Raw genomic sequence first — 19042 nt, 5'->3', positions numbered from 1 at the left:
TACTAATTAAAGCTCTTTTCTTTCTATAGCTTCTACAGTGTAAGCTTCTATAAGATCTCCTGCTTTCATATCATTGAACTTATCTAAACTTAATCCACATTCGTATCCACTCTTAACTTCTTTAACATCATCTTTAAACCTCTTTAGTGATGATAAAGTTGTCTCAAATATTACTATTCCATCTCTTATAACTCTTACATCAGAATTTCTTACTATTTTCCCTTCTGTTACATAACATCCAGCAATAGTTCCAACACTTGATATTTTATAAGTTTCTCTTACTTCTGCTGTTCCTAATACAACTTCTTTATATTCAGGCTCAAGCATTCCTATCATAGCAGATTTAACATCTTCTATAGCATCATATATTATTCTATAAGTTTTAATTTCAACTCCATCTCTCTCTGAAGCAGCTACTGCATTTCCATCAGGTCTTACATTAAATCCAATTACAATTGCATTTGAAGCTGAAGCAAGTGTTATATCAGTTTCAGTTATAGCTCCAACTGCTCCATGAATAACTCTAACTTTAACATCATCTGTTGAAAGTTTTTCAAGTGATTGTTTTATTGCTTCAACTGAACCTTGAACATCAGCTTTAACTATTATACTAAGTTCTTTAACAGTTCCTTCTTTGATTTGATTGTAAAGTCCTTCAAGAGAAACTCTATGACTTGAAGAGAAACTTTCATTTTTTAATTTTTCTTTTCTTTTTTCAGCCATATTTCTTGCAGTTTTTTCATCTTCAACCTGATTAAATCTGTCTCCTGCAGCAGGAACTTCTGAAAGTCCTAAAACTTCAACTGGAATAGAAGGTCCAGCAGTTTTTATTTTCTTTCCAGTATCATCAAACATAGCTCTTATTCTACCATAAGTTGTTCCTACTAAAATTGAATCTCCAACACTTAAAGTTCCTGTTTGAACAAGTAAACTTGCAACTGGTCCTCTTCCTTTATCAAGCTTAGCTTCTATAACAGTACCATTTGCATTTCTATTAGGATTAGCTTTAAGTTCTAACATTTCTGCAGTTAATATAACCATTTCTAGAACATTTTCTATTCCTATACCTTTCTTAGCTGATACAGGAACACAAATTGTGTCTCCGCCCCAATCTTCTGCAACTAAACCATACTCAGTTAACTCTTGTTTAACTCTATCTATGTTAGCTCCTTCTTTATCAATTTTATTTATGGCAACTATCATTGGAACATCTGCTGCTTTACAATGACTTATAGCTTCTTTAGTTTGAGGCATTATTCCGTCATCTGCTGCAACAACTAGTATAACTATATCAGTTATTTGAGCTCCTCTAGCTCTCATTGATGTAAAAGCTTCATGTCCTGGTGTGTCTAAGAATGTTATATCTTCACCATTTAATGTAACAGTATAAGCACCTATGTGTTGAGTAATTCCACCAGCTTCAGATTCAGTAACTTTTTCTTTTCTTATTGCATCAAGAAGAGATGTTTTACCATGGTCAACGTGCCCCATAACTGCTACAATTGGTGGTCTCTTTTCTAATGATTCTTCGCTGTCTTCAATTATAAGATCATCTAACTCATCATTTTGTTCTATTTTTTCAGCTATTATTTCAAATTTTTCACATACTTTTTTAGCTGTTTCGAAATCTATTTCTTGGTTCATTCCAGCCATAACTCCACAGAACATAAGCTCTTTTATAAGTTCTGCTGAAGATTTATTTATTTTTTCTGCTAAGTCTTTTACCATTATAGTTTCATTTATTTCAACAACTTCTAAGCTATTAGCAGCTGCTGCAGCTGCTGCTTCTGCTTCTAACTGTTTTCTTGTTTTCTTTTTCTTTTTATTTCCTTTGTTAACTTCCTCAGCTAACATATCTTCATATTCATCTACAATAGTTTTTTCACTTGAAATAGTTCCTTCACTTATAAGTTCTTTTATAAGTTCTGCGTCTTCATCTTCTATTACGCTCATATGGTTTTTAGCCACTACGTTAAATTCTTTTTTTAATAATTCTATTAAATCTGCTGAGCTTAAATTAAGCTCTTTTGCTAATTCATATACTTTAACTTTTGACATAAAGTCACCCCCGATTAATTTCTACATATAGTATCCTCCTTGTAAAGACTTAATAATTTATCTGCCATATTTTTATCTTTTACAGCTAATATTTTTATTTCTTCTTTACCTATAGAAGTTCCTAATTCTTCTTTTTTGAAATCTTCAATATAAGGTATATTTTTTTCTTCACAGTGTTTTAAAAATTTCTTTTTTGAAGATTCTGATGCATCAGTTGATATTATAAAAAGCTTTAGCTTTGTTCTATTTCTCTGTTCATCACATTTACTATAGCCTTCTATTAAATTTCCTGATCTCTTTACAAGGCCTAAAAAATTAAAAAATTTATTCATCATTCATTTCTTCCTTTAGTCTATTATAAATATCTTCACTAATTTGGACTTCTAAATTTCTACTTAATCTTTTTGTTTTATAAGCCTTATTTAAGCATTCTTGAGATTTACACACATATGCTCCTCTTCCTGCTTTTTTTCCTGTAAGATCCACTGACACTTCGCCTTCTTTTGATCTTACAACTCTTATAAGTTCTTTTTTAGGTTTCATCTCTGAGCACCCAGTGCACATTCTTAAAGGTATCTTTTTAGTTTTCATAAAAATCACACCTCACCCTTACCTATTCTTCAGTTTCTATAGCTTCATCTTCTATAGTTTCTTCTACTAAGTTTTCTTCTTGATCACTTTGACTTTTGCTTTTTATGTCTATTTTCCAGTTAGTTAATTTTGCAGCTAATCTAACATTTTGACCTTCTTTACCAATTGCTAATGAAAGTTGATTATCATCTACTACAACTTTAGCTGATTTTGATTCTTCATCTGCAACTACACTTACAACTTTTGCAGGACTTAATGAATTTGCTATAAATTCAGCTGGATCTTTACTCCATTTAATTATATCTATCTTTTCATTTTTAAGTTCATTTACAACTGCTTGAACTCTTATTCCTTTTGGTCCTACACATGCTCCCATTGGATCTATTTCTGAATCATTTGAAAATACAGCTATTTTACTTCTTGACCCAGCTTCTCTTGAAATACTTTTTATTTCAACTGTTCCTTCTTGTATTTCAGGAACTTCCATTTCAAATAATCTCTTAACTAATCCTGGATGTGTTCTTGAAACATGAACTTGTGGTCCTTTTGGTGTAGATTTAACTTCAACTACATATAGTTTTAACTTTTCATTAAACTTATATTCTTCACCTTTCATTTGTTCATTTGGTCCTATAACACCTTCAATTTTCCCAAGATTAACAAAAACTAATCCTTTATCTTTTCTAAGAATAGTTCCTGTTATTATATCAAATTCTAATTCTTTGTACTCTTGGAATACTATATTTCTTTCTGATTCTTTTATTCTTTGAGTTACCATTTGTTTAGCATGTTGTGCTGCTACTCTACCAAAATTCTTTGGTGTAACTTCTAAATCAACAATATCATCTACTTCATATTTTGGATTTATTTCTTTTGCTTCTTCTAAACTTATTTCTGTTATATCGTCAAATATTTCATCTACAACTACTTTTTGTGCGTAAACTTTTATTTCACCATTTTCTTTGTTTATTGAAACTTTAACATTTTGAGCATTTGTATATTGATTTGCATAATTTTTCTTGTATGCTGAAACCATTGCGTCTTCAATTGTTGCAAATATTAAATCTTTACTTATTCCTTTTTGTTCAACTATCTCTTCAAGAGCATCTATAAATTCTAAATTCATTTTTTCTCCTCCTCTTAAAGTTCCCCCTGTATATTGGCACTTTTTATTTTATCTTTTGGAATATTTAATTCAATATCCCCCTCTATAATTATAAATTCATCATTTACTTCTTTTAAAATTCCTGTAATGTGTTTCTTACCTTCTATAGCTCCAGTAAATTTAACAAATACTTTTTGATTTATAGCCTTTTTAAAATGTTCTTCTTTATAAAGCCCCTTATCAATTCCTGGTGATGATACTTCTAAGTAATATGATTTATCAATTGGATCTTCAACATCAAGCATATCACTTACTTCTCTAGAAACAGCCTCACAATCAGTTAACTTTATACCCTCTTCACTATCTATATATATTCTTAGATAGTTTTCTCCATCTTCATGGACAAATTCTATATGATATAATTCATATCCAAGATTATCAGTTATAGGTTTAACTAACATCTCCATCTTTTCCATTAAAGCATCTTTTTTCATATGTTAACCTCCTTTTTCATATTCAATTTTTATATATTGTTCCCAAAAAGATTAATTAATATTTCTAACTAAAAACGCAACTAAATAAGTTGCGTTCTAAATAGAAAGAGCGGGATTTTTTCTCCCACTCCTTTCCTTAAGCGATTTGCAATAATCTTTTCTTTATTAGAATATCACAAATTACCTTTTAATTCAAGTTTTTTTATTTTTCTTTGAATTGCTATCTTATTCTCTATTTAAAATAAAGATAATTGATTTGTTTCTGGTACTCCTTCTAAGCATCCATGATTTGTTAAAGTTTCTATATTTGTTTTTGTTATTTTTGCTCTTAATCTCAAATCTTCTTTTGATATAAATTCTCCATCTTTTCTCGCTTCAACAATTGCTTCAGCTGCATTTTCACCAACACCTTGAAGAGCACATATTGGAGGTCTTAATACTCCTTTTTCTTCAATTACAAATTTTACTGCTTCTGATTTATAAAGATCTACTTTTAAAAATTTTAATCCTCTTTTACTCATTTCATAACAAAGCTCAAGAGAAGTTATCATTCCTTTATCTTTTACTGAAGCAGAATTTCCTAGAGCATATAATTCTTCAAGTTTAGCTTTTATTGCTCCTTCACCTTTAGAAATTAAATCTGCATCAAATTCATCTGCTCTAACAGTAAAGAAAGTTGAATAATAAGCCTCTGGATAATAAACTTTGTAATAAGCTATTCTTACTGCCATCATTACATAAGCTACAGCATGCCCTTTAGGGAACATGTATTTTATTCTTTTACAGGATTCAATATACCAATCTGGTACATTGTTTTCTTTCATCAATGCTTCATCCTCTTCACTTAGCCCTTTACCTTTTCTTACTTTCTCCATTATTGTAAATGAAGTTTTTGGTGGTAATCCTCTATACATAAGATATACCATAATATCATCTCTTGTAGATATACAATCTTTAAGTGTTGTATATCCTTCTTTTATAAAATATTGAGCATTGTTTAACCAAACATCTGTACCATGTGAAAGTCCTGATATTCTTACTAAATCTGCAAAAGCTTTTGGCTGTGTATCTATAAGCATTTGTCTAACAAATTTAGTTCCAAATTCAGGAAGCCCATAACTTCCTACTTCTCCAAATATTTCATTTCCTATCTTTTCTTTTTCTATTCCTAATGCAGTTGCACTTGTAAATAAACTTAATACTTTCTCATCATTTAGAGGTATAGTTTTTGGATCAAGCCCTGTTAAATCTTGAAGCATTCTTAATACAGTAGGATCATCATGCCCAAGTATATCAAGCTTAAGAAGTCTACCACTTATTGAATGATAATCAAAATGTGTTGTAATAAAATCAGCTGAGTTATCATCTGCTGGATATTGTATTGGAGTAAAGTTAAATATTTCATTATCACTCGGTACAACCATAATTCCTCCTGGATGTTGTCCTGTAGTTCTTTTTATTCCTGTACAACCTATAGTCAATCTTTCTATTTCTGCACTTGTTGCCCTTATTCCTCTTTCATCAAGATATTTTCTTACATATCCATAAGCAGTTTTCTCTGCAACAGTACCAATAGTACCAGCTTTAAAAACAAATCCTTTACCAAATAAAACCTCTGTATATTTATGAATATCAGCTTGGTTATCACCTGAGAAGTTAAGATCTATATCTGGCTCTTTATCTCCTTCAAATCCTAAGAAAGTTTCAAAAGGTATATCATGACCATCTCTTTTATAATCTGCTCCGCATTTTGGACATTTTTTCTCTGGTAAATCTGCTCCTGAGCTTATAGAACCATCTAAAAAGAATTGTGAATGCTTGCAATTTGGACAAACATAGTGAGGTGGCAATCCATTAACTTCTGTAATGTCAGACATAGTAGCAACAAAAGATGATCCAACAGATCCTCTAGAACCTACTAAATAACCATCTTTTAATGATTTAGCCACAAGTTTTTGTGCTATAAGATAAAGAACAGCATATCCATTATTTATAATAGAATTTAATTCTTTATCTAATCTTTTTTGAATTACTTCTGGAAGATTATCTCCATATATATTATGAACTTTGGTTAAAACCATATTTCTTATTTCTTCTTCAGCTCCTTCTATTTTAGGAGGATAAGTTTCATCTGGAATTGGCTTAACCATTTCTACTTCATCAGCAATTTTATTTGGATTTATAACAACTACCTCTTTTGCCTCTTCTACTCCTAAATAACTAAATTCCTTTAGCATTTCTTCGGTTGTTTTATAATAAAGAGGTGGTTGAGAATCTGCATCTTTGAATCCCTTACCTGCCATTATTATTTTTCTAAAATCATCATCATGAGGCTCTAAAAAATGAACATCTCCTGTAGCAACTACTGGTTTTCCAAGCTTTTTACCTAAGTTATATATTTTTCTATTTATATCTCTTAACTCTTCTTCATCTTTTACATTTCCATTCTCTATTAAAAATTGGTTATTTCCTAAAGGCTGAATTTCTAAATAATCATAAAAGTCTGCTATTTTTTCTAACTCTTCATCACTTTTCCCTGATAATACAGCCTTATAAACTTCCCCTGCTTCACAAGCTGAACCTATAATAAGTCCTTCTCTCATTTCATTTAATCTACTTTTTTTTGTTCTAGCACTTCTAAAGAAATTTTCTATATGTGCTTCAGACACTAATTTATAAAGATTTTTTATCCCTGGTTGGTCTTTAGCTAATATTATTATATGCGAAGTTGGTTGTCTTTTTATATCTACTTTACTTAAGAATTGATTATTTAATTCTTCTAAAGTATTTATTTCTAATTCTTCTTTTATCTTTTTAAAACAAACAAGTAATATATCTGCTGTAGCTTTTGCATCATCAACAGCTCTATGATGATTTTCTAGAGATATACCTAAATGTTTTGCTACAATATTTAATTTTACTTTTTTAAGCTCTGGATAAAGGAATCTTGAAAGAGGAACTGTATCCAAAACTGAATAATCATAAGGTAAATTTAATAATGTACAATTATGTTTTATAAAAGATGTATCAAATCCAGCATTATGAGCAACTAACACTGTTCCATTACAAAATTCCATAAACTTTGGAAGAATTGTTTCTATTGTCTCACTATTTTCTACCATAGAATCTGTTATTCCTGTAAGCTCTGTTATTTTGTAAGGAATATTTCTTTCTGGATTTACAAATTCACTAAATCTATCTATTATTTTTCCTTCTTTTATTTTTACAGCTCCAATTTCAATTATTTTATCATTTTTAGGAGAGAATCCTGTAGTTTCTAAATCAAATACAACAAATGTATCATCTAAAGAATCTCCTTTTTCATTTAGAACAACTGGAACTCCGTCATCTACTAAATATCCTTCTACTCCATAAATAACTTTTATTCCATTTTTCTTTCCTGCTATTTGAGCATCTGGGAAAGCTTGCACTCCACCATGATCTGTTATTGCTATTGCTTTATGCCCCCATTTAGCAGCTCTTTCTATCATTTTAGCTGGGGGAGTCATTCCATCCATAGTACTCATAGTAGTATGTAAATGAAGCTCAACTCTTTTTTCTTCTGCTCCATCCATTCTTTCTATTTTCTTCATTCTAACTATATCTCTACCCATTATTACAACTTCTCTTGCATAAGTATCATATATAGCTTCTCCTCTAACTTTACAATATAGTCCCTTTTTAACATTATCTAATACTTCTTCTTTATCCTTTTCCTTTAAGAAGCATTTAACTGTGATAGAACTTGTATAATCTGTTATAAAGAAAGTAAGAATTGTTTTTCCTGTTCTTGTTTCAATTGTTTCAGTTTTAAATACTTCTCCTAAAATAGCTACATATCCTGATGTTTCATCTATCTCATCAATAGTTATAGGTTCATCTTTTATTCCTCTTCCTAAAATAGTATTTTCATCTTTTGGTTCACGTCTATAGCTTTCTTTTCTATATTTTTCAGAACTATTACTTTCTTTTTTCTTTTCTGTGTTTTTAACTTCTTTTTGTTCTCCATTAGAGTGGCTTAAATCTCTGTTTTTAACCGCTTCTCTCATTATTTTTGTATATTCTTCTTTTTTCTTTTCTTCATAATCCTTATCTTCTAAAGATTCATCATATAAAAGTTCAACAATAGGATTCTTTCCAAATATATCATTTATTTTTCTTGTTATTTCTTTTCCTACTCCTTTTTTTCTAGCATGTTCTACTATAGCTTCACAACCATATTTTAAAACTATTTTATCTTCTTTAATCTCTCTGTTTTCTGAATAAAGCATGCCAGTTACTAAAGGAACTTTCTTTCCTATTTCCATAACAATATCCATCCAGTGTTCCTTTATTATGGATTCTAATGAAAGTCCTGTTACATCTTTATATACTTGAAGTTCTATTTTTATATCTTTTCCTAATCTACTTTGGATAAGTTTTAATATGTAATTTTCTTCTTCTTCCGTTAATGATATTTTAGCTTTTAATATTACTTTTAAAATTCCGCTTTTCTTATAAAATTGAAATCTTTTTAAAATTATCTCTTTATCTTCTAAATTTTCATTTTTATTTATTTCTTTATTTAAAATTTTTATAAAGTCCTCTCCCACTATTTTCCCTCCTTTACAAAAATATTAGTCCCCAAAAAATTTTGGGGACTCCTTTTTATAATGATTCTATTTCTTTTAAAAGTTCTTCTACAAGATCTTCTTCTTTTACTTTTTTAATTATCTCACCTTTTTTAAAGATTATTCCAACACCTTTTCCACCAGCGATTCCAATATCAGCTTCTCTTGCTTCACCAGGGCCATTTACAACACATCCCATAACAGCAACCTTTATCTTCTTTTTAGAATTTTTAAGTCTTTTTTCAACTTCTTCTGCAATTCCAATAAGATCTATTTCTGTTCTTCCACAAGTAGGACATGAAACAAATTCTATTCCTTCTTCATAAAGTCCTAAAGCTTTTAAAAGTTCTTTTGCAACTTCTATTTCTTCTAATGGATTGGATGTAAGGGATACTCTTATAGTATCTCCTATACCTTCAGCTAAAAGTGTTCCTATTCCAACACTTGATTTTATAGTCCCTTTAAATTTAGTTCCTGATTCAGTAACACCTAAGTGAAGAGGATAATCTACCTTTTCGCTCATTAATCTATAACTTTCTATCATCATTTTAACATCAGATGATTTTATAGATATTATTATATCATGAAAATCTAAATCTTCTAATATTTTAACATGTCTTAAAGCACTTTCTACTAAACCTTTTGCTGTAGGTTTTCCATATATTTCTAAAATATCTTTTTCTAAAGATCCAGAGTTTACTCCGATTCTTATAGGAATTTTATATTCTTTTGCTTTATTTACAACTTCTTTTATCCTTTCTATACTACCAATATTTCCAGGATTTATTCTTAATTTTGATATTCCATTTTCTATTGCTTTTAATGCTAATCTATAATCAAAATGTATATCAGCAACTATTGGAACTGGTGAATTTTTAACTATTTCTTTTAAAGCTTCTGCAGCTTCCATATCTGGAACTGCACATCTAACCATTTGACATCCTTCTTTTACCAGTGCATTTATTTGTTCTAATGTTTTTTTTGCATCTCTAGTATCTGTATTTGTCATTGATTGAATAACTATAGGATTTTCTCCACCAATTTTTATGTTATCTATACTTACGACTCTCGTCTTTCTTCTTTCCATCTTTTTCTCCTTATAAGTTAATTGGGAACAAGATATCTTTTATTGTAACTAAAACCATAACTATCATTAATAAAATAAATCCAATTGCATTTAGAACATTTTCAAATTTTGTTGGAACTTTTATTCTAGTTATCATTTCAAAAAGATAAATAAGACATCTTCCTCCATCTAATGCTGGAAGTGGAAGAGCATTTATAACTGCTAAGTTTATACTTAAAAATGCCGTTAAATTAAGAAGTGTCCATATTCCCATTCTTGCTGCTTCTCCAGTCATTCTTATTATAGTTACAGGTCCTCCTACATCTTTTTTAACTGATCCTCTTCCTGTAACTAACATTTTCAGACTTTTATATGTTTGTTTTATTACACTTAAACTTTCATTTGCTCCTTGTTTTATACTCTCCCCTATTGTAGGATTAGTAACTCTAGTAAACTCAATTCCTATTGCATATGAATTTGTTTGATTATCTAAAGTTGGTTTAACATTTAAATCTACATCTTTACCATTTCTATTTACCAATAAATTAACTGACTTTCCATCTGACATTAATATTTCAGATGTTACATCAATAGTTGCTACAACTTTTTGACCATTTACCTTTTTTATAATATCTCCTGGCTTTAAGCCACTTTCCATTGCAGGACTATTTGGAATTACTGCATTTATTCTAGATGAAGTATAACCAAAATGGTTTGTTATAGCTGCAAATATAGCTATTGCCATTACCACATTCATAAATACTCCAGCTAACATTACAAGTATTTTTTGAATTGGTTTTTTTCTTTGAAGACTTCCTTCTTCGTCTTCATCATCTTCTCCACTCATTTGAACATATCCACCTATTGGAAGTATTCCTAATGAATATTTAGTATCATTTTTGTTTATTGAAAACAATTTAGGTCCCATACCTATAGAAAACTCAATAACCTTTACCCCATTTAGCTTTGCTAATATAAAATGGCCAAGTTCATGTACTATAATTAAGGAACTAAATGCTAGTATAGCATAAATTACATACAATATAGTCTCCTCCTAAAAATTATTTCTTACATACTCTTTTACATCTTTATCTAAATCTATAATATTTTCTATTGTTAAAGCATCATCTATTCTATCTCTAAAATTCTCTATCGCCTTTTCTATTATATCTCCAATTTGAAGAAATTTTATTTTTTCATCTAAAAATAATGAAACAGCTTCTTCGTTAGCCCCATTTAAAATAGTTGGCATAAGCCCTCCTCTTTTTCCTGCCTCAAAAGCTAATCTTAAACATTTAAATGTATCCATATCTGGTTTTTCAAAAGTTAAATTGCACATATCATAAAAATCTAATGGTGTTGCAATTTCTTTTTTTCTTTCTGGATAATTTAATGCATATTGTATTGGCAATCTCATATCTGGAGAACCTATTTGAGCTATAATACTATTATCTTTATATTCTACCATTGAGTGTATCATACTTTGAGGATGTACTACTACTTGAATATTTTCATATGGACAATTAAATAAAAAATGTGCCTCTATAACTTCAAGTCCTTTATTCATAAGAGTAGCTGAATCTACAGTTATCTTTTTTCCCATACTCCAGTTTGGATGATTTAGGGCATCTTTTAAAGTTACACATTCTAATTCTTTTAATTTTTTTCCTCTAAAAGGCCCTCCTGAAGCTGTTAATAATATTTTTTTTAATTCACTTTCTTTATTTCCTCTTAGTGATTGGAAAATAGCACTATGCTCTGAATCTACAGGTAGAATTTTTACTCCATTTTCTTTTGCTTCTCTCATAACAATTTCACCTGCAACTACAAGAGTTTCTTTATTTGCAAGTGCAATATCTTTTTTCTTTCTTATAGCTTCTATAGTTGGTCTTAATCCTATCATTCCAAACACAGATGTTACAACTGTATCTATCTCATCTAGTGTAGAAATTTTTATAAGTCCTTCTAAGCCCTCATAAACTTCTATATCTAGGTTATTTTCTTTTACAAAGTTTTTTACCTCTTTTGCACTATTTAAATCCATCATACAAACATATTTAGGTTTAAATTCTTTTATTATCTCTTGTATTTTTAAAACAGATGTATTAGCTGTTATTCCTACAACTTCTATATCCTCACTTTTTCTAGCTACATCAAGGGTCTGAAGACCTATTGAACCTGTAACTCCTAGTATTGATATTTTTTTCATCTATATTCCTCCAATATTATCAATTTTCGCTGATTATATCTACTAATGTCATACAAAATATTGGGCCAATGAATATCCCTATAAATCCAAATACTTTTACTCCTATATATAAAGATAATAATGATAGTAAGGGATGCATATTAAACTTATCACTTACTAATTTTGCTTCTAAAATTTCTCTTATTATTTGAATTAATAAATATAGACAAACTAACCCAAAGGCGATTAAATAATTTTTTACAATAATATTGTATATTATTATAGGAATAAATACAATTATTGTTCCAACATAGGGCAAAATATCCAAAATACCACATACTATCCCTAATGTAACGCAATTTTCTACTCTAAGTATTTTAAATCCTATTATTATTATTATAGTTGAAATTAAAACTAATAATATTTGTATTTTTATTATATTTCTAGAATTATATATTATTCTATTTACTCTTTTTTCTACTTTATCTGGCATAATTTTTTTTACAACTTCTTTTATTTCATCTTTATCTGCAAGTATAAAAAAAGTGCATATATTACCTATAAAATAAGACAATAACCCTTCACCTGTATTAATTGCACCTACTTTTAAATAATTAAAATTTAAAATTTTCTTTGCTGAATCTATTATATTAATATTTCCAATAATTTTTTCAATTCCATTTTCTATTTCTATAAATATTTCTTTTATTTGATTTATATTGCTTCCTATAACTGTACTAATAAAACTATAAAAATTACTCCATATATAAATAATACCTATAACTACAACTATGTTGATTAAGAGAATAGTTATACCAGCACACACTTCTTTATATTTAATTTTTTCTCTTAAAAATTTATTTATAGGATTTCCTAAAAAAAATAATATAACTATCAATATAAATGGTCTAAAATAATTCTTAATTATAAATACAAATAAAATAATTCCTATACACCAATAAATTATTTCCAGAATTTTTTCTTTTTTTAAAATATCCAAATTAATCACCTCATCTAGATATTTATATGCATAAAAAAAAGTCTTAGAAGAAATTCTTCAAAGACTTTGTCTTTATATTTACTACCTAACTATAAAAGTTAAATAATAAAATACTATTAATCCTGAAAATAATATACTATCGAATCTATCTAAGATTCCACCATGACCAGGAATTAAATTACTATAATCTTTAATTCCAACATATCTTTTTACAGATGATGCAACAAGATCTCCAAATTGACTAAATATACCACATAATGCTCCAATTATGAAGAAATTATATATTGGCATTATATATATATTAAATCCTAAATTTAATACTAATCCATATAACCCACATACAATAGTTGCCCCTACTGCTCCTCCAATAGATCCTTCAAGAGTTTTTTTAGGACTTACTTCTGGACAAAGCTTGTGTTTACCAAACAACTTTCCTGAATAATATGCTGCTGTATCTGTGATCCAAGAACCAACAAATATTAACCAAACTAAATATTGTCCATGTTCTTTTATGTTAACTAAATGAATAAAAGAAAATAACATTCCTACATAAAGAAATCCTAATATTGTTACTCCTACATCTAAAAATGTATATTTTCTATTTACAACAGGAACCATTAACATAATGAAAGTTAAAAATACAACTGCATACATTATTGTAGAAAAATTATTTTCACTTAAATAATAAAATATTATTAAAAAATATCCTATTATAGAAATTGGTTTAAATTCTTTAGCTTTTAAAGCATTATAGAACTCATATAAACCAAGTAGTGATAAAATTATAATTAATCCTTCTAAATACACTCCACCTAATAGTAAAAATATTATAATAGGGGCAAGTATAACTGCGCCTAAATATCTCTTATTTAATTTCACTCAATAATCACCTCTTTACTTTTTTATCCCACCAAATCTTCTGTCTCTATGTTGGAAATCATATATAGCTTGATGAAGATCTTTTTCTTTAAAATCTGGCCAACATATATCTGAATACCAAAATTCTGAATATGCGCATTGCCATAATAAGAAATTACTTAATCTTTGTTCGCCTGAAGGCCTTATTATAATATCTGGATCTGGAATTCCCTTTGTATATAAATAATTTTCAAACATATGTTCATTTATATCTGATAGATTTATTTTTTCATTTTTTGCATCTTCAACTAAAAGCTTAATACCTCTTATTATTTCATCTCTTCCACCATAATTTAAAGCTATATTCATAGTTATACCAGTATTTAAATTTGTTTTTTCTTTAGCTTTTTCAATTTCTATTATACATTCTTCAGGCAACATACTTATATCACCTAAAACATTTATTTTAACTCCATTTTTATGTAGTTCATTTATTTCTTGTCTTAAATATTGAACTAATAACTTCATTAATGCCCCAACTTCTTCTTTTGGTCTTTTCCAATTTTCAGTTGAGAATGCATAAAGAGTCATGTATTTAATACCTAATTTATCTGCTTCTTTTAATATTCTTCTAATAGTTTCTACTCCAGCTTTATGTCCCATTGTTCTAGGTAATTTTCTTTTTTTAGCCCATCTGCCATTACCATCCATAATAATAGCAATATGCTTTGGTATATTTTCCATATCTAAACTTAAATCATTTTCAGTTTCATCTACTTTTTCACCTTTAAAAAATGTAATCATACCAAAACCTCCCCTTATAGTTATATAAAAAACCTGCTAAAAGCAGGTTTTTTAAGTTAAATTGACATTATCTCTTTTTCTTTTGCTTCTATTAAACTATCTATTTCTTTTACAAATTTATCAGTAGTTTTTTGAATATCATTTTCAGCTTTTTTAACTTCATCATCAGTTAATTCGCCATCTTTTTTAAGAGCTTTTATTTTATCATTTGAATCTCTTCTTATTGATCTTAGTGCAACTTTTGAATCTTCTCCTGTTTTCTTAACAGTTTTAACAAGATTTTTTCTTGTTTCTTCAGTTAATTCTGGAATTATAAGTCTTATAACACTTCCATCATTTGAAGGATTTAATCCTAAATCAGATACTAATATAGCTTTTTCTATATCTTTTAATAAAGATGCTTCCCAAGGTGATATTTGTAAAACTCTTGGTTCTGGTGCAGAAATGTTTGCAACTTGTGATAAAGGACACATGCTTCCATAATATTCAACTTGAACTCTATCAAGCATAGTTGGATTAGCTCTTCCTGCTTTCATAGTTGATAAATCATTTCCTAAAACACTAATAGTTTTTTTCATTTTTTCTTCAGCATTTTTTAAAATATCTTTAACCATATATATCCTCCTTATTTAGAAACTAAAGTTCCTATTTCTTGACCTGTAATAGCTTTTTGTATATTTCCTGGTTCATCTAATCCAAATACTAATATTGGAATTTCATTGTCCATACATAAAGATGTAGCAGTTGAATCCATAACTTGAAGTCCTTGTTCTAAAACCTCTATATAAGATAGTTTATCATATTTTACAGCATCGTCAAATTTATGTGGATCTTTATCATAAACACCATCAACTTTTTTAGCTAAAAGAATTACATCTGCTTCTATCTCAGCTGCTCTTAAAGCTGCTGTTGTATCAGTTGAGAAATAAGGATTTCCTGTTCCTGCTGCAAATATAACAACTCTTCCTTTTTCTAAATGTCTCATAGCTCTTCTTCTTATAAAAGGTTCAGCTATTTCTTTCATTTCAATTGCTGTTAATACTCTTGTATCAACTCCAACTTGTTCTAAAGAATCTTGTAATGCTAAAGCATTAATACAAGTTGCCATCATTCCCATATAGTCGGCAGTAGTTCTATCCATACCTTCTCCACTTCTACCTCTCCATATGTTTCCGCCACCAACAACTGCTCCAACTTCAACACCTTTGTTTACTAATTCTTTTATTTCTAGTGCAATTCTTGTAGCAACACTAAAATCTAATCCAAATCCATTTTCTCCTGCTAAAGCTTCTCCAGAAAGTTTTAGTATAACTCTTTTATATTTACAATCAGCCATTATGAATTCCTCCAAATTTTTTAAAGTTTCTTTTTTCTCTTAATTATATTTTTAAAAAAAGAGAACACAAAGTGTTCTCTTTTTACAGTAGAACTATTTACCCATTTGCTTAGCAACTTCTGCTGCAAAATCTTCTTCTACCTTTTCGATTCCTTCTCCTCTTTCGAATCTAGCAAATTTGCTTATTGTCATTGGAGAACCTACTTCTTTTGATTTTTCTTCTAATAATTTAGTTATAGTTTTATCTCCATCTTTAACCCATACTTGGTCTAAAAGACAAACTTCTTTGTAGTACTTTTGAATTCTTCCCATAACCATTTTTTCAACGATTTTTTCTGGTTTTCCTTCGTTTAATGCTTGAACTCTGTAGATTTCTTTTTCTTTTTCTAAAGCTTCAGAATCAACTGCATCTCTGTTTAAGTATAATGGGTTAGCAGCAGCAACTTGCATACAAACTTCTCTAGCTACTTCAGCAACTACTGGGCTATTAGCTTCACAAGAAACTTCTACAAGAACTCCGATTCTTCCACCACCGTGGATGTAGCTTTGAACAGCTCCGTTTTCGATAACCATTCTTTCGAATCTTCTAACTGTCATGTTTTCACCTAATTTAGCAACTAAAGCTGTAAGTGTTTCTGAAACAGTCATATCTCCCATTTTTTCATTTAATAATTCTTCTACTGTGTTTACATTTGAATTAACTACTAATTTAGCTAATTCATCAGCAAATCCTACGAATTCTTCATTAGCAGCAACGAAGTCTGTTTCACAGTTTACTTCTACCATAGAAGCTTTTTTGTTGTCTTCTGATACGAAAGTTTTAACTATACCTTCAGCTGCAACTCTTCCAGCTTTTTTAGCAGCAGCAGCTAATCCTTTTTCTCTTAAAACTTCAACAGCTTTTTCTAAATCTCCATTAGTTTCTGTTAAAGCTTTTTTACAGTCCATCATTCCTGCACCAGTTTTTTCTCTTAATTCTTTAACTAACTTTGCTGTAATCATATTCAATTTCCTCCTTAATATATAAAGCAATTATGCCTTTTTAGGGTAAAAGGTAAATGAATAAATTCACCTACCTTTTATATCCAAAACTATTCTTCTATTTGTTCACCTTGTCTTCCTTCGATGATAGCATCAGCCATTTTAGCAGCTATTAATTTAACAGCTCTTATAGCGTCATCATTTCCTGGAATTACGTAATCAACTTCTTCTGGATCACAGTTTGTATCTACGATAGCTACAACTGGAATTCCTAAGATTTTAGCTTCTGAAATAGCATTTTTTTCTTTTCTTGGGTCTACTACGAACATAGCTCCAATGTTAGAAGCGTCTAAGTTTTTAATACCACCTAGGTTCTTAACTAACTTTTCCATTTCTCCTTTAAGTTTTATAACTTCTTTTTTAGGAAGAACATCAAAAGTTCCGTCTTCTTGCATTCTTTCTAAATCTTCTAATCTTTTAATTCTAGTTTTGATAGTTTTGAAGTTTGTTAACATACCACCTAACCATCTGTTGTTTACAAAGTGCATGTTTGATCTGATAGCTTCTTCTTGGATAGCTTCTTGAGCTTGTTTTTTAGTTCCAACGAAAAGTATATCTTTTCCGTTTTCTGAAACTTCTCTTAAGAAGTTGTATGCTTCCTCTGCTTTTTTAACAGTTTTTTGTAGGTCTATGATATAGATTCCATTTCTTTCTGTGAAGATATAAGGAGCCATTTTAGGGTTCCATCTTCTAGTTTGGTGTCCAAAGTGTACACCTGCTTCTAATAATTGTTTCATTGATATAACTGACATTTTGTTACCTCCTGGTTTTTCCCTCCATCATCTTCAGCTTGTGAGAAACCTTTTAAAGGACCACCTCACAAATTAGACAATGTGTGTATTTTATTACCTTAGATAGTATACCATAAGCTTTTATTCCTATCAACAAAAAATTTGCTTTTTTCCATATATTTTTCTTTACATAAAAAAAACAGCTATAAAAGCTGTTTTATTTTATCTTTTTTAATTCATCTAATAATTTGTCATTTAAGATTCTTATATGTGTACCCTTCATTCCTAATGATCTTGATTCTATAACTCCAGCACTTTCAAACTTTCTTAAAGCATTAACTATAACACTTCTAGTTATTCCTACTTTATCAGCAATTTTAGAAGCAACTAAAAGCCCTTCATTTCCATCAAGTTCATTAAAAATATGTTCTACAGCTTCTAGCTCTGAATATGAAAGAGTTCCTATAGCTAATTGAACAACTGCTTTTTTTCTAGTTTCTTCTGCAAACTCATCTTGCTTTGCTCTTAAAATTTCCATTCCAACTATAGTTGCACTATATTCACATAAAACTAAATCTTCATCTGTAAATTTCTTTCCACCAAATCTAGCTAAAAGAAGTGTTCCTAATCTTTCTCTGTTTCCTATTATAGGAACTATTGTTGAAAGCTTGTCTGATATTGTGCATTCTTTTTCACCTTCAAAAACACATTCTCCTTTATTTAAAAGATTTGATAATGTTTCAGTTACATTTAATAATTTTTCATTGTAATCTAAAGGAAATTTACTTTCTTCAACAACCTTTTTTTTCATTATGTCACATTCAAATTTTTCTGAAAAGCTATATCCTATAACTTTTCCTTTTCTACTTGCAATATATACATTACACTCTAATACATTACTAAGTAATTTACATATATCTTCAAAGGCAACTGGCTCTGTACCCGTCTTTTGTAAAATCTTATTTAACTTTCTAGTCTTTTCAAGCAATGATGCCATCAATACTCCTCCTCGATAATATCTAATCTTTACCAAATTGTTCGAAAATTCAAAATAATCTTAAATTTCTCTTAATATGGTTTAAAGTATATCACAGTAATTATCTATTTTCAACAGATTCAGGTCTATTTTCGACAAAGAAGTATTGTTAATCATCATACTC

General features: G+C 29.0%; 17 protein-coding genes. All 17 read right to left on the bottom strand.

The window, feature by feature from the left end; translation table 11 throughout:
* Window positions 1-6: 6 nt before the first annotated feature.
* The 17 genes from infB to codY all read right to left on the bottom strand — a co-directional run bounded on the left by infB (window position 7) and on the right by codY (window position 18879).
* On the bottom strand, window positions 7-2058 hold the full coding sequence (gene infB / locus HMPREF1092_RS04960; protein ID WP_002597530.1) for a translation initiation factor IF-2: 2052 nt from the start codon (window positions 2056-2058) through the stop codon (window positions 7-9).
* 14 nt (window positions 2059-2072) lie between these two features.
* A complete protein-coding gene (locus HMPREF1092_RS04955; RefSeq protein WP_040413984.1) occupies window positions 2073-2390 on the bottom strand; it encodes a ribosomal L7Ae/L30e/S12e/Gadd45 family protein in 318 nt (105 codons plus the stop codon).
* A complete protein-coding gene (rnpM, locus tag HMPREF1092_RS04950) occupies window positions 2383-2649 on the bottom strand; it encodes an RNase P modulator RnpM (RefSeq protein WP_002597528.1) in 267 nt (88 codons plus the stop codon). The genes HMPREF1092_RS04955 and rnpM overlap by 8 nt, the downstream gene beginning before the upstream one ends.
* Before the next feature lie 22 nt (window positions 2650-2671).
* A complete protein-coding gene (nusA, locus tag HMPREF1092_RS04945) occupies window positions 2672-3775 on the bottom strand; it encodes a transcription termination factor NusA (RefSeq protein WP_002597527.1) in 1104 nt (367 codons plus the stop codon).
* Window positions 3776-3789: 14 nt separating this feature from the next.
* Entirely contained in the window at window positions 3790-4248 is a 459-nt protein-coding gene (rimP, locus tag HMPREF1092_RS04940; protein ID WP_002597526.1) for a ribosome maturation factor RimP, read from the bottom strand.
* Between the two features lie 236 nt (window positions 4249-4484).
* Entirely contained in the window at window positions 4485-8840 is a 4356-nt protein-coding gene (locus HMPREF1092_RS04935; protein ID WP_002597525.1) for a PolC-type DNA polymerase III, read from the bottom strand.
* A gap of 55 nt (window positions 8841-8895) precedes the next feature.
* Window positions 8896-9945 (bottom strand): flavodoxin-dependent (E)-4-hydroxy-3-methylbut-2-enyl-diphosphate synthase, encoded by a 1050-nt coding sequence (gene ispG, locus HMPREF1092_RS04930; protein WP_002597524.1) that lies wholly within the window; start codon window positions 9943-9945, stop codon window positions 8896-8898.
* Between the two features lie 10 nt (window positions 9946-9955).
* Window positions 9956-10966, bottom strand: coding sequence for an RIP metalloprotease RseP (rseP, locus tag HMPREF1092_RS04925; RefSeq protein WP_002597523.1), 1011 nt, complete (start codon window positions 10964-10966; stop codon window positions 9956-9958).
* Window positions 10967-10978: 12 nt separating this feature from the next.
* Window positions 10979-12133, bottom strand: a complete 1155-nt coding sequence (dxr, locus tag HMPREF1092_RS04920; RefSeq protein WP_002597522.1) for a 1-deoxy-D-xylulose-5-phosphate reductoisomerase — start codon at window positions 12131-12133, stop codon at window positions 10979-10981.
* A gap of 19 nt (window positions 12134-12152) precedes the next feature.
* The gene (locus tag HMPREF1092_RS04915) at window positions 12153-13112 is read right to left on the bottom strand and encodes an AI-2E family transporter (RefSeq protein WP_002597521.1); all 960 of its coding nucleotides are present in this window, start codon (window positions 13110-13112) and stop codon (window positions 12153-12155) included.
* A gap of 81 nt (window positions 13113-13193) precedes the next feature.
* Entirely contained in the window at window positions 13194-13991 is a 798-nt protein-coding gene (locus HMPREF1092_RS04910) for a phosphatidate cytidylyltransferase (protein ID WP_002597520.1), read from the bottom strand.
* A 15-nt stretch (window positions 13992-14006) separates the two neighbouring features.
* Window positions 14007-14774, bottom strand: a complete 768-nt coding sequence (locus tag HMPREF1092_RS04905) for an isoprenyl transferase (protein ID WP_002597519.1) — start codon at window positions 14772-14774, stop codon at window positions 14007-14009.
* Window positions 14775-14830: 56 nt separating this feature from the next.
* Window positions 14831-15388 (bottom strand): ribosome recycling factor, encoded by a 558-nt coding sequence (gene frr / locus HMPREF1092_RS04900; protein ID WP_002597518.1) that lies wholly within the window; start codon window positions 15386-15388, stop codon window positions 14831-14833.
* A gap of 11 nt (window positions 15389-15399) precedes the next feature.
* The gene (pyrH, locus tag HMPREF1092_RS04895; RefSeq protein WP_002597517.1) at window positions 15400-16110 is read right to left on the bottom strand and encodes a UMP kinase; all 711 of its coding nucleotides are present in this window, start codon (window positions 16108-16110) and stop codon (window positions 15400-15402) included.
* A 93-nt stretch (window positions 16111-16203) separates the two neighbouring features.
* A complete protein-coding gene (tsf, locus tag HMPREF1092_RS04890) occupies window positions 16204-17112 on the bottom strand; it encodes a translation elongation factor Ts (protein ID WP_002597516.1) in 909 nt (302 codons plus the stop codon).
* Between the two features lie 89 nt (window positions 17113-17201).
* Window positions 17202-17903 carry a 30S ribosomal protein S2 gene (gene rpsB / locus HMPREF1092_RS04885; protein WP_002597515.1) on the bottom strand — a complete coding sequence of 234 codons (702 nt, stop codon included), beginning with the start codon at window positions 17901-17903 and terminating at the stop codon, window positions 17202-17204.
* Window positions 17904-18099: 196 nt separating this feature from the next.
* Window positions 18100-18879, bottom strand: a complete 780-nt coding sequence (codY, locus tag HMPREF1092_RS04880; RefSeq protein WP_002597514.1) for a GTP-sensing pleiotropic transcriptional regulator CodY — start codon at window positions 18877-18879, stop codon at window positions 18100-18102.
* Window positions 18880-19042: the final 163 nt, after the last annotated feature.

This window comes from Clostridium thermobutyricum, from assembly GCF_000371465.1.
GTDB lineage: Bacteria > Bacillota > Clostridia > Clostridiales > Clostridiaceae > Clostridium > Clostridium thermobutyricum.
The sequence above is the reverse complement of the archived record's forward strand: the minus strand, read 5'-3'. Positions and strand labels throughout refer to the sequence as shown.

Coding starts and splice junctions, on each gene's coding strand:
- infB (WP_002597530.1), bottom strand. CDS start 2,058: ATGTCAAAAGTTAAAGTATATGAATTAGCAAAAGAGCTTAATTTAAGC.
- HMPREF1092_RS04955 (WP_040413984.1), bottom strand. CDS start 2,390: ATGAATAAATTTTTTAATTTTTTAGGCCTTGTAAAGAGATCAGGAAAT.
- rnpM (WP_002597528.1), bottom strand. CDS start 2,649: ATGAAAACTAAAAAGATACCTTTAAGAATGTGCACTGGGTGCTCAGAG.
- nusA (WP_002597527.1), bottom strand. CDS start 3,775: ATGAATTTAGAATTTATAGATGCTCTTGAAGAGATAGTTGAACAAAAA.
- rimP (WP_002597526.1), bottom strand. CDS start 4,248: ATGAAAAAAGATGCTTTAATGGAAAAGATGGAGATGTTAGTTAAACCT.
- ispG (WP_002597524.1), bottom strand. CDS start 9,945: ATGGAAAGAAGAAAGACGAGAGTCGTAAGTATAGATAACATAAAAATT.
- dxr (WP_002597522.1), bottom strand. CDS start 12,133: ATGAAAAAAATATCAATACTAGGAGTTACAGGTTCAATAGGTCTTCAG.
- HMPREF1092_RS04905 (WP_002597519.1), bottom strand. CDS start 14,774: ATGATTACATTTTTTAAAGGTGAAAAAGTAGATGAAACTGAAAATGAT.
- frr (WP_002597518.1), bottom strand. CDS start 15,388: ATGGTTAAAGATATTTTAAAAAATGCTGAAGAAAAAATGAAAAAAACT.
- pyrH (WP_002597517.1), bottom strand. CDS start 16,110: ATGGCTGATTGTAAATATAAAAGAGTTATACTAAAACTTTCTGGAGAA.
- tsf (WP_002597516.1), bottom strand. CDS start 17,112: ATGATTACAGCAAAGTTAGTTAAAGAATTAAGAGAAAAAACTGGTGCA.
- rpsB (WP_002597515.1), bottom strand. CDS start 17,903: ATGTCAGTTATATCAATGAAACAATTATTAGAAGCAGGTGTACACTTT.
- codY (WP_002597514.1), bottom strand. CDS start 18,879: ATGGCATCATTGCTTGAAAAGACTAGAAAGTTAAATAAGATTTTACAA.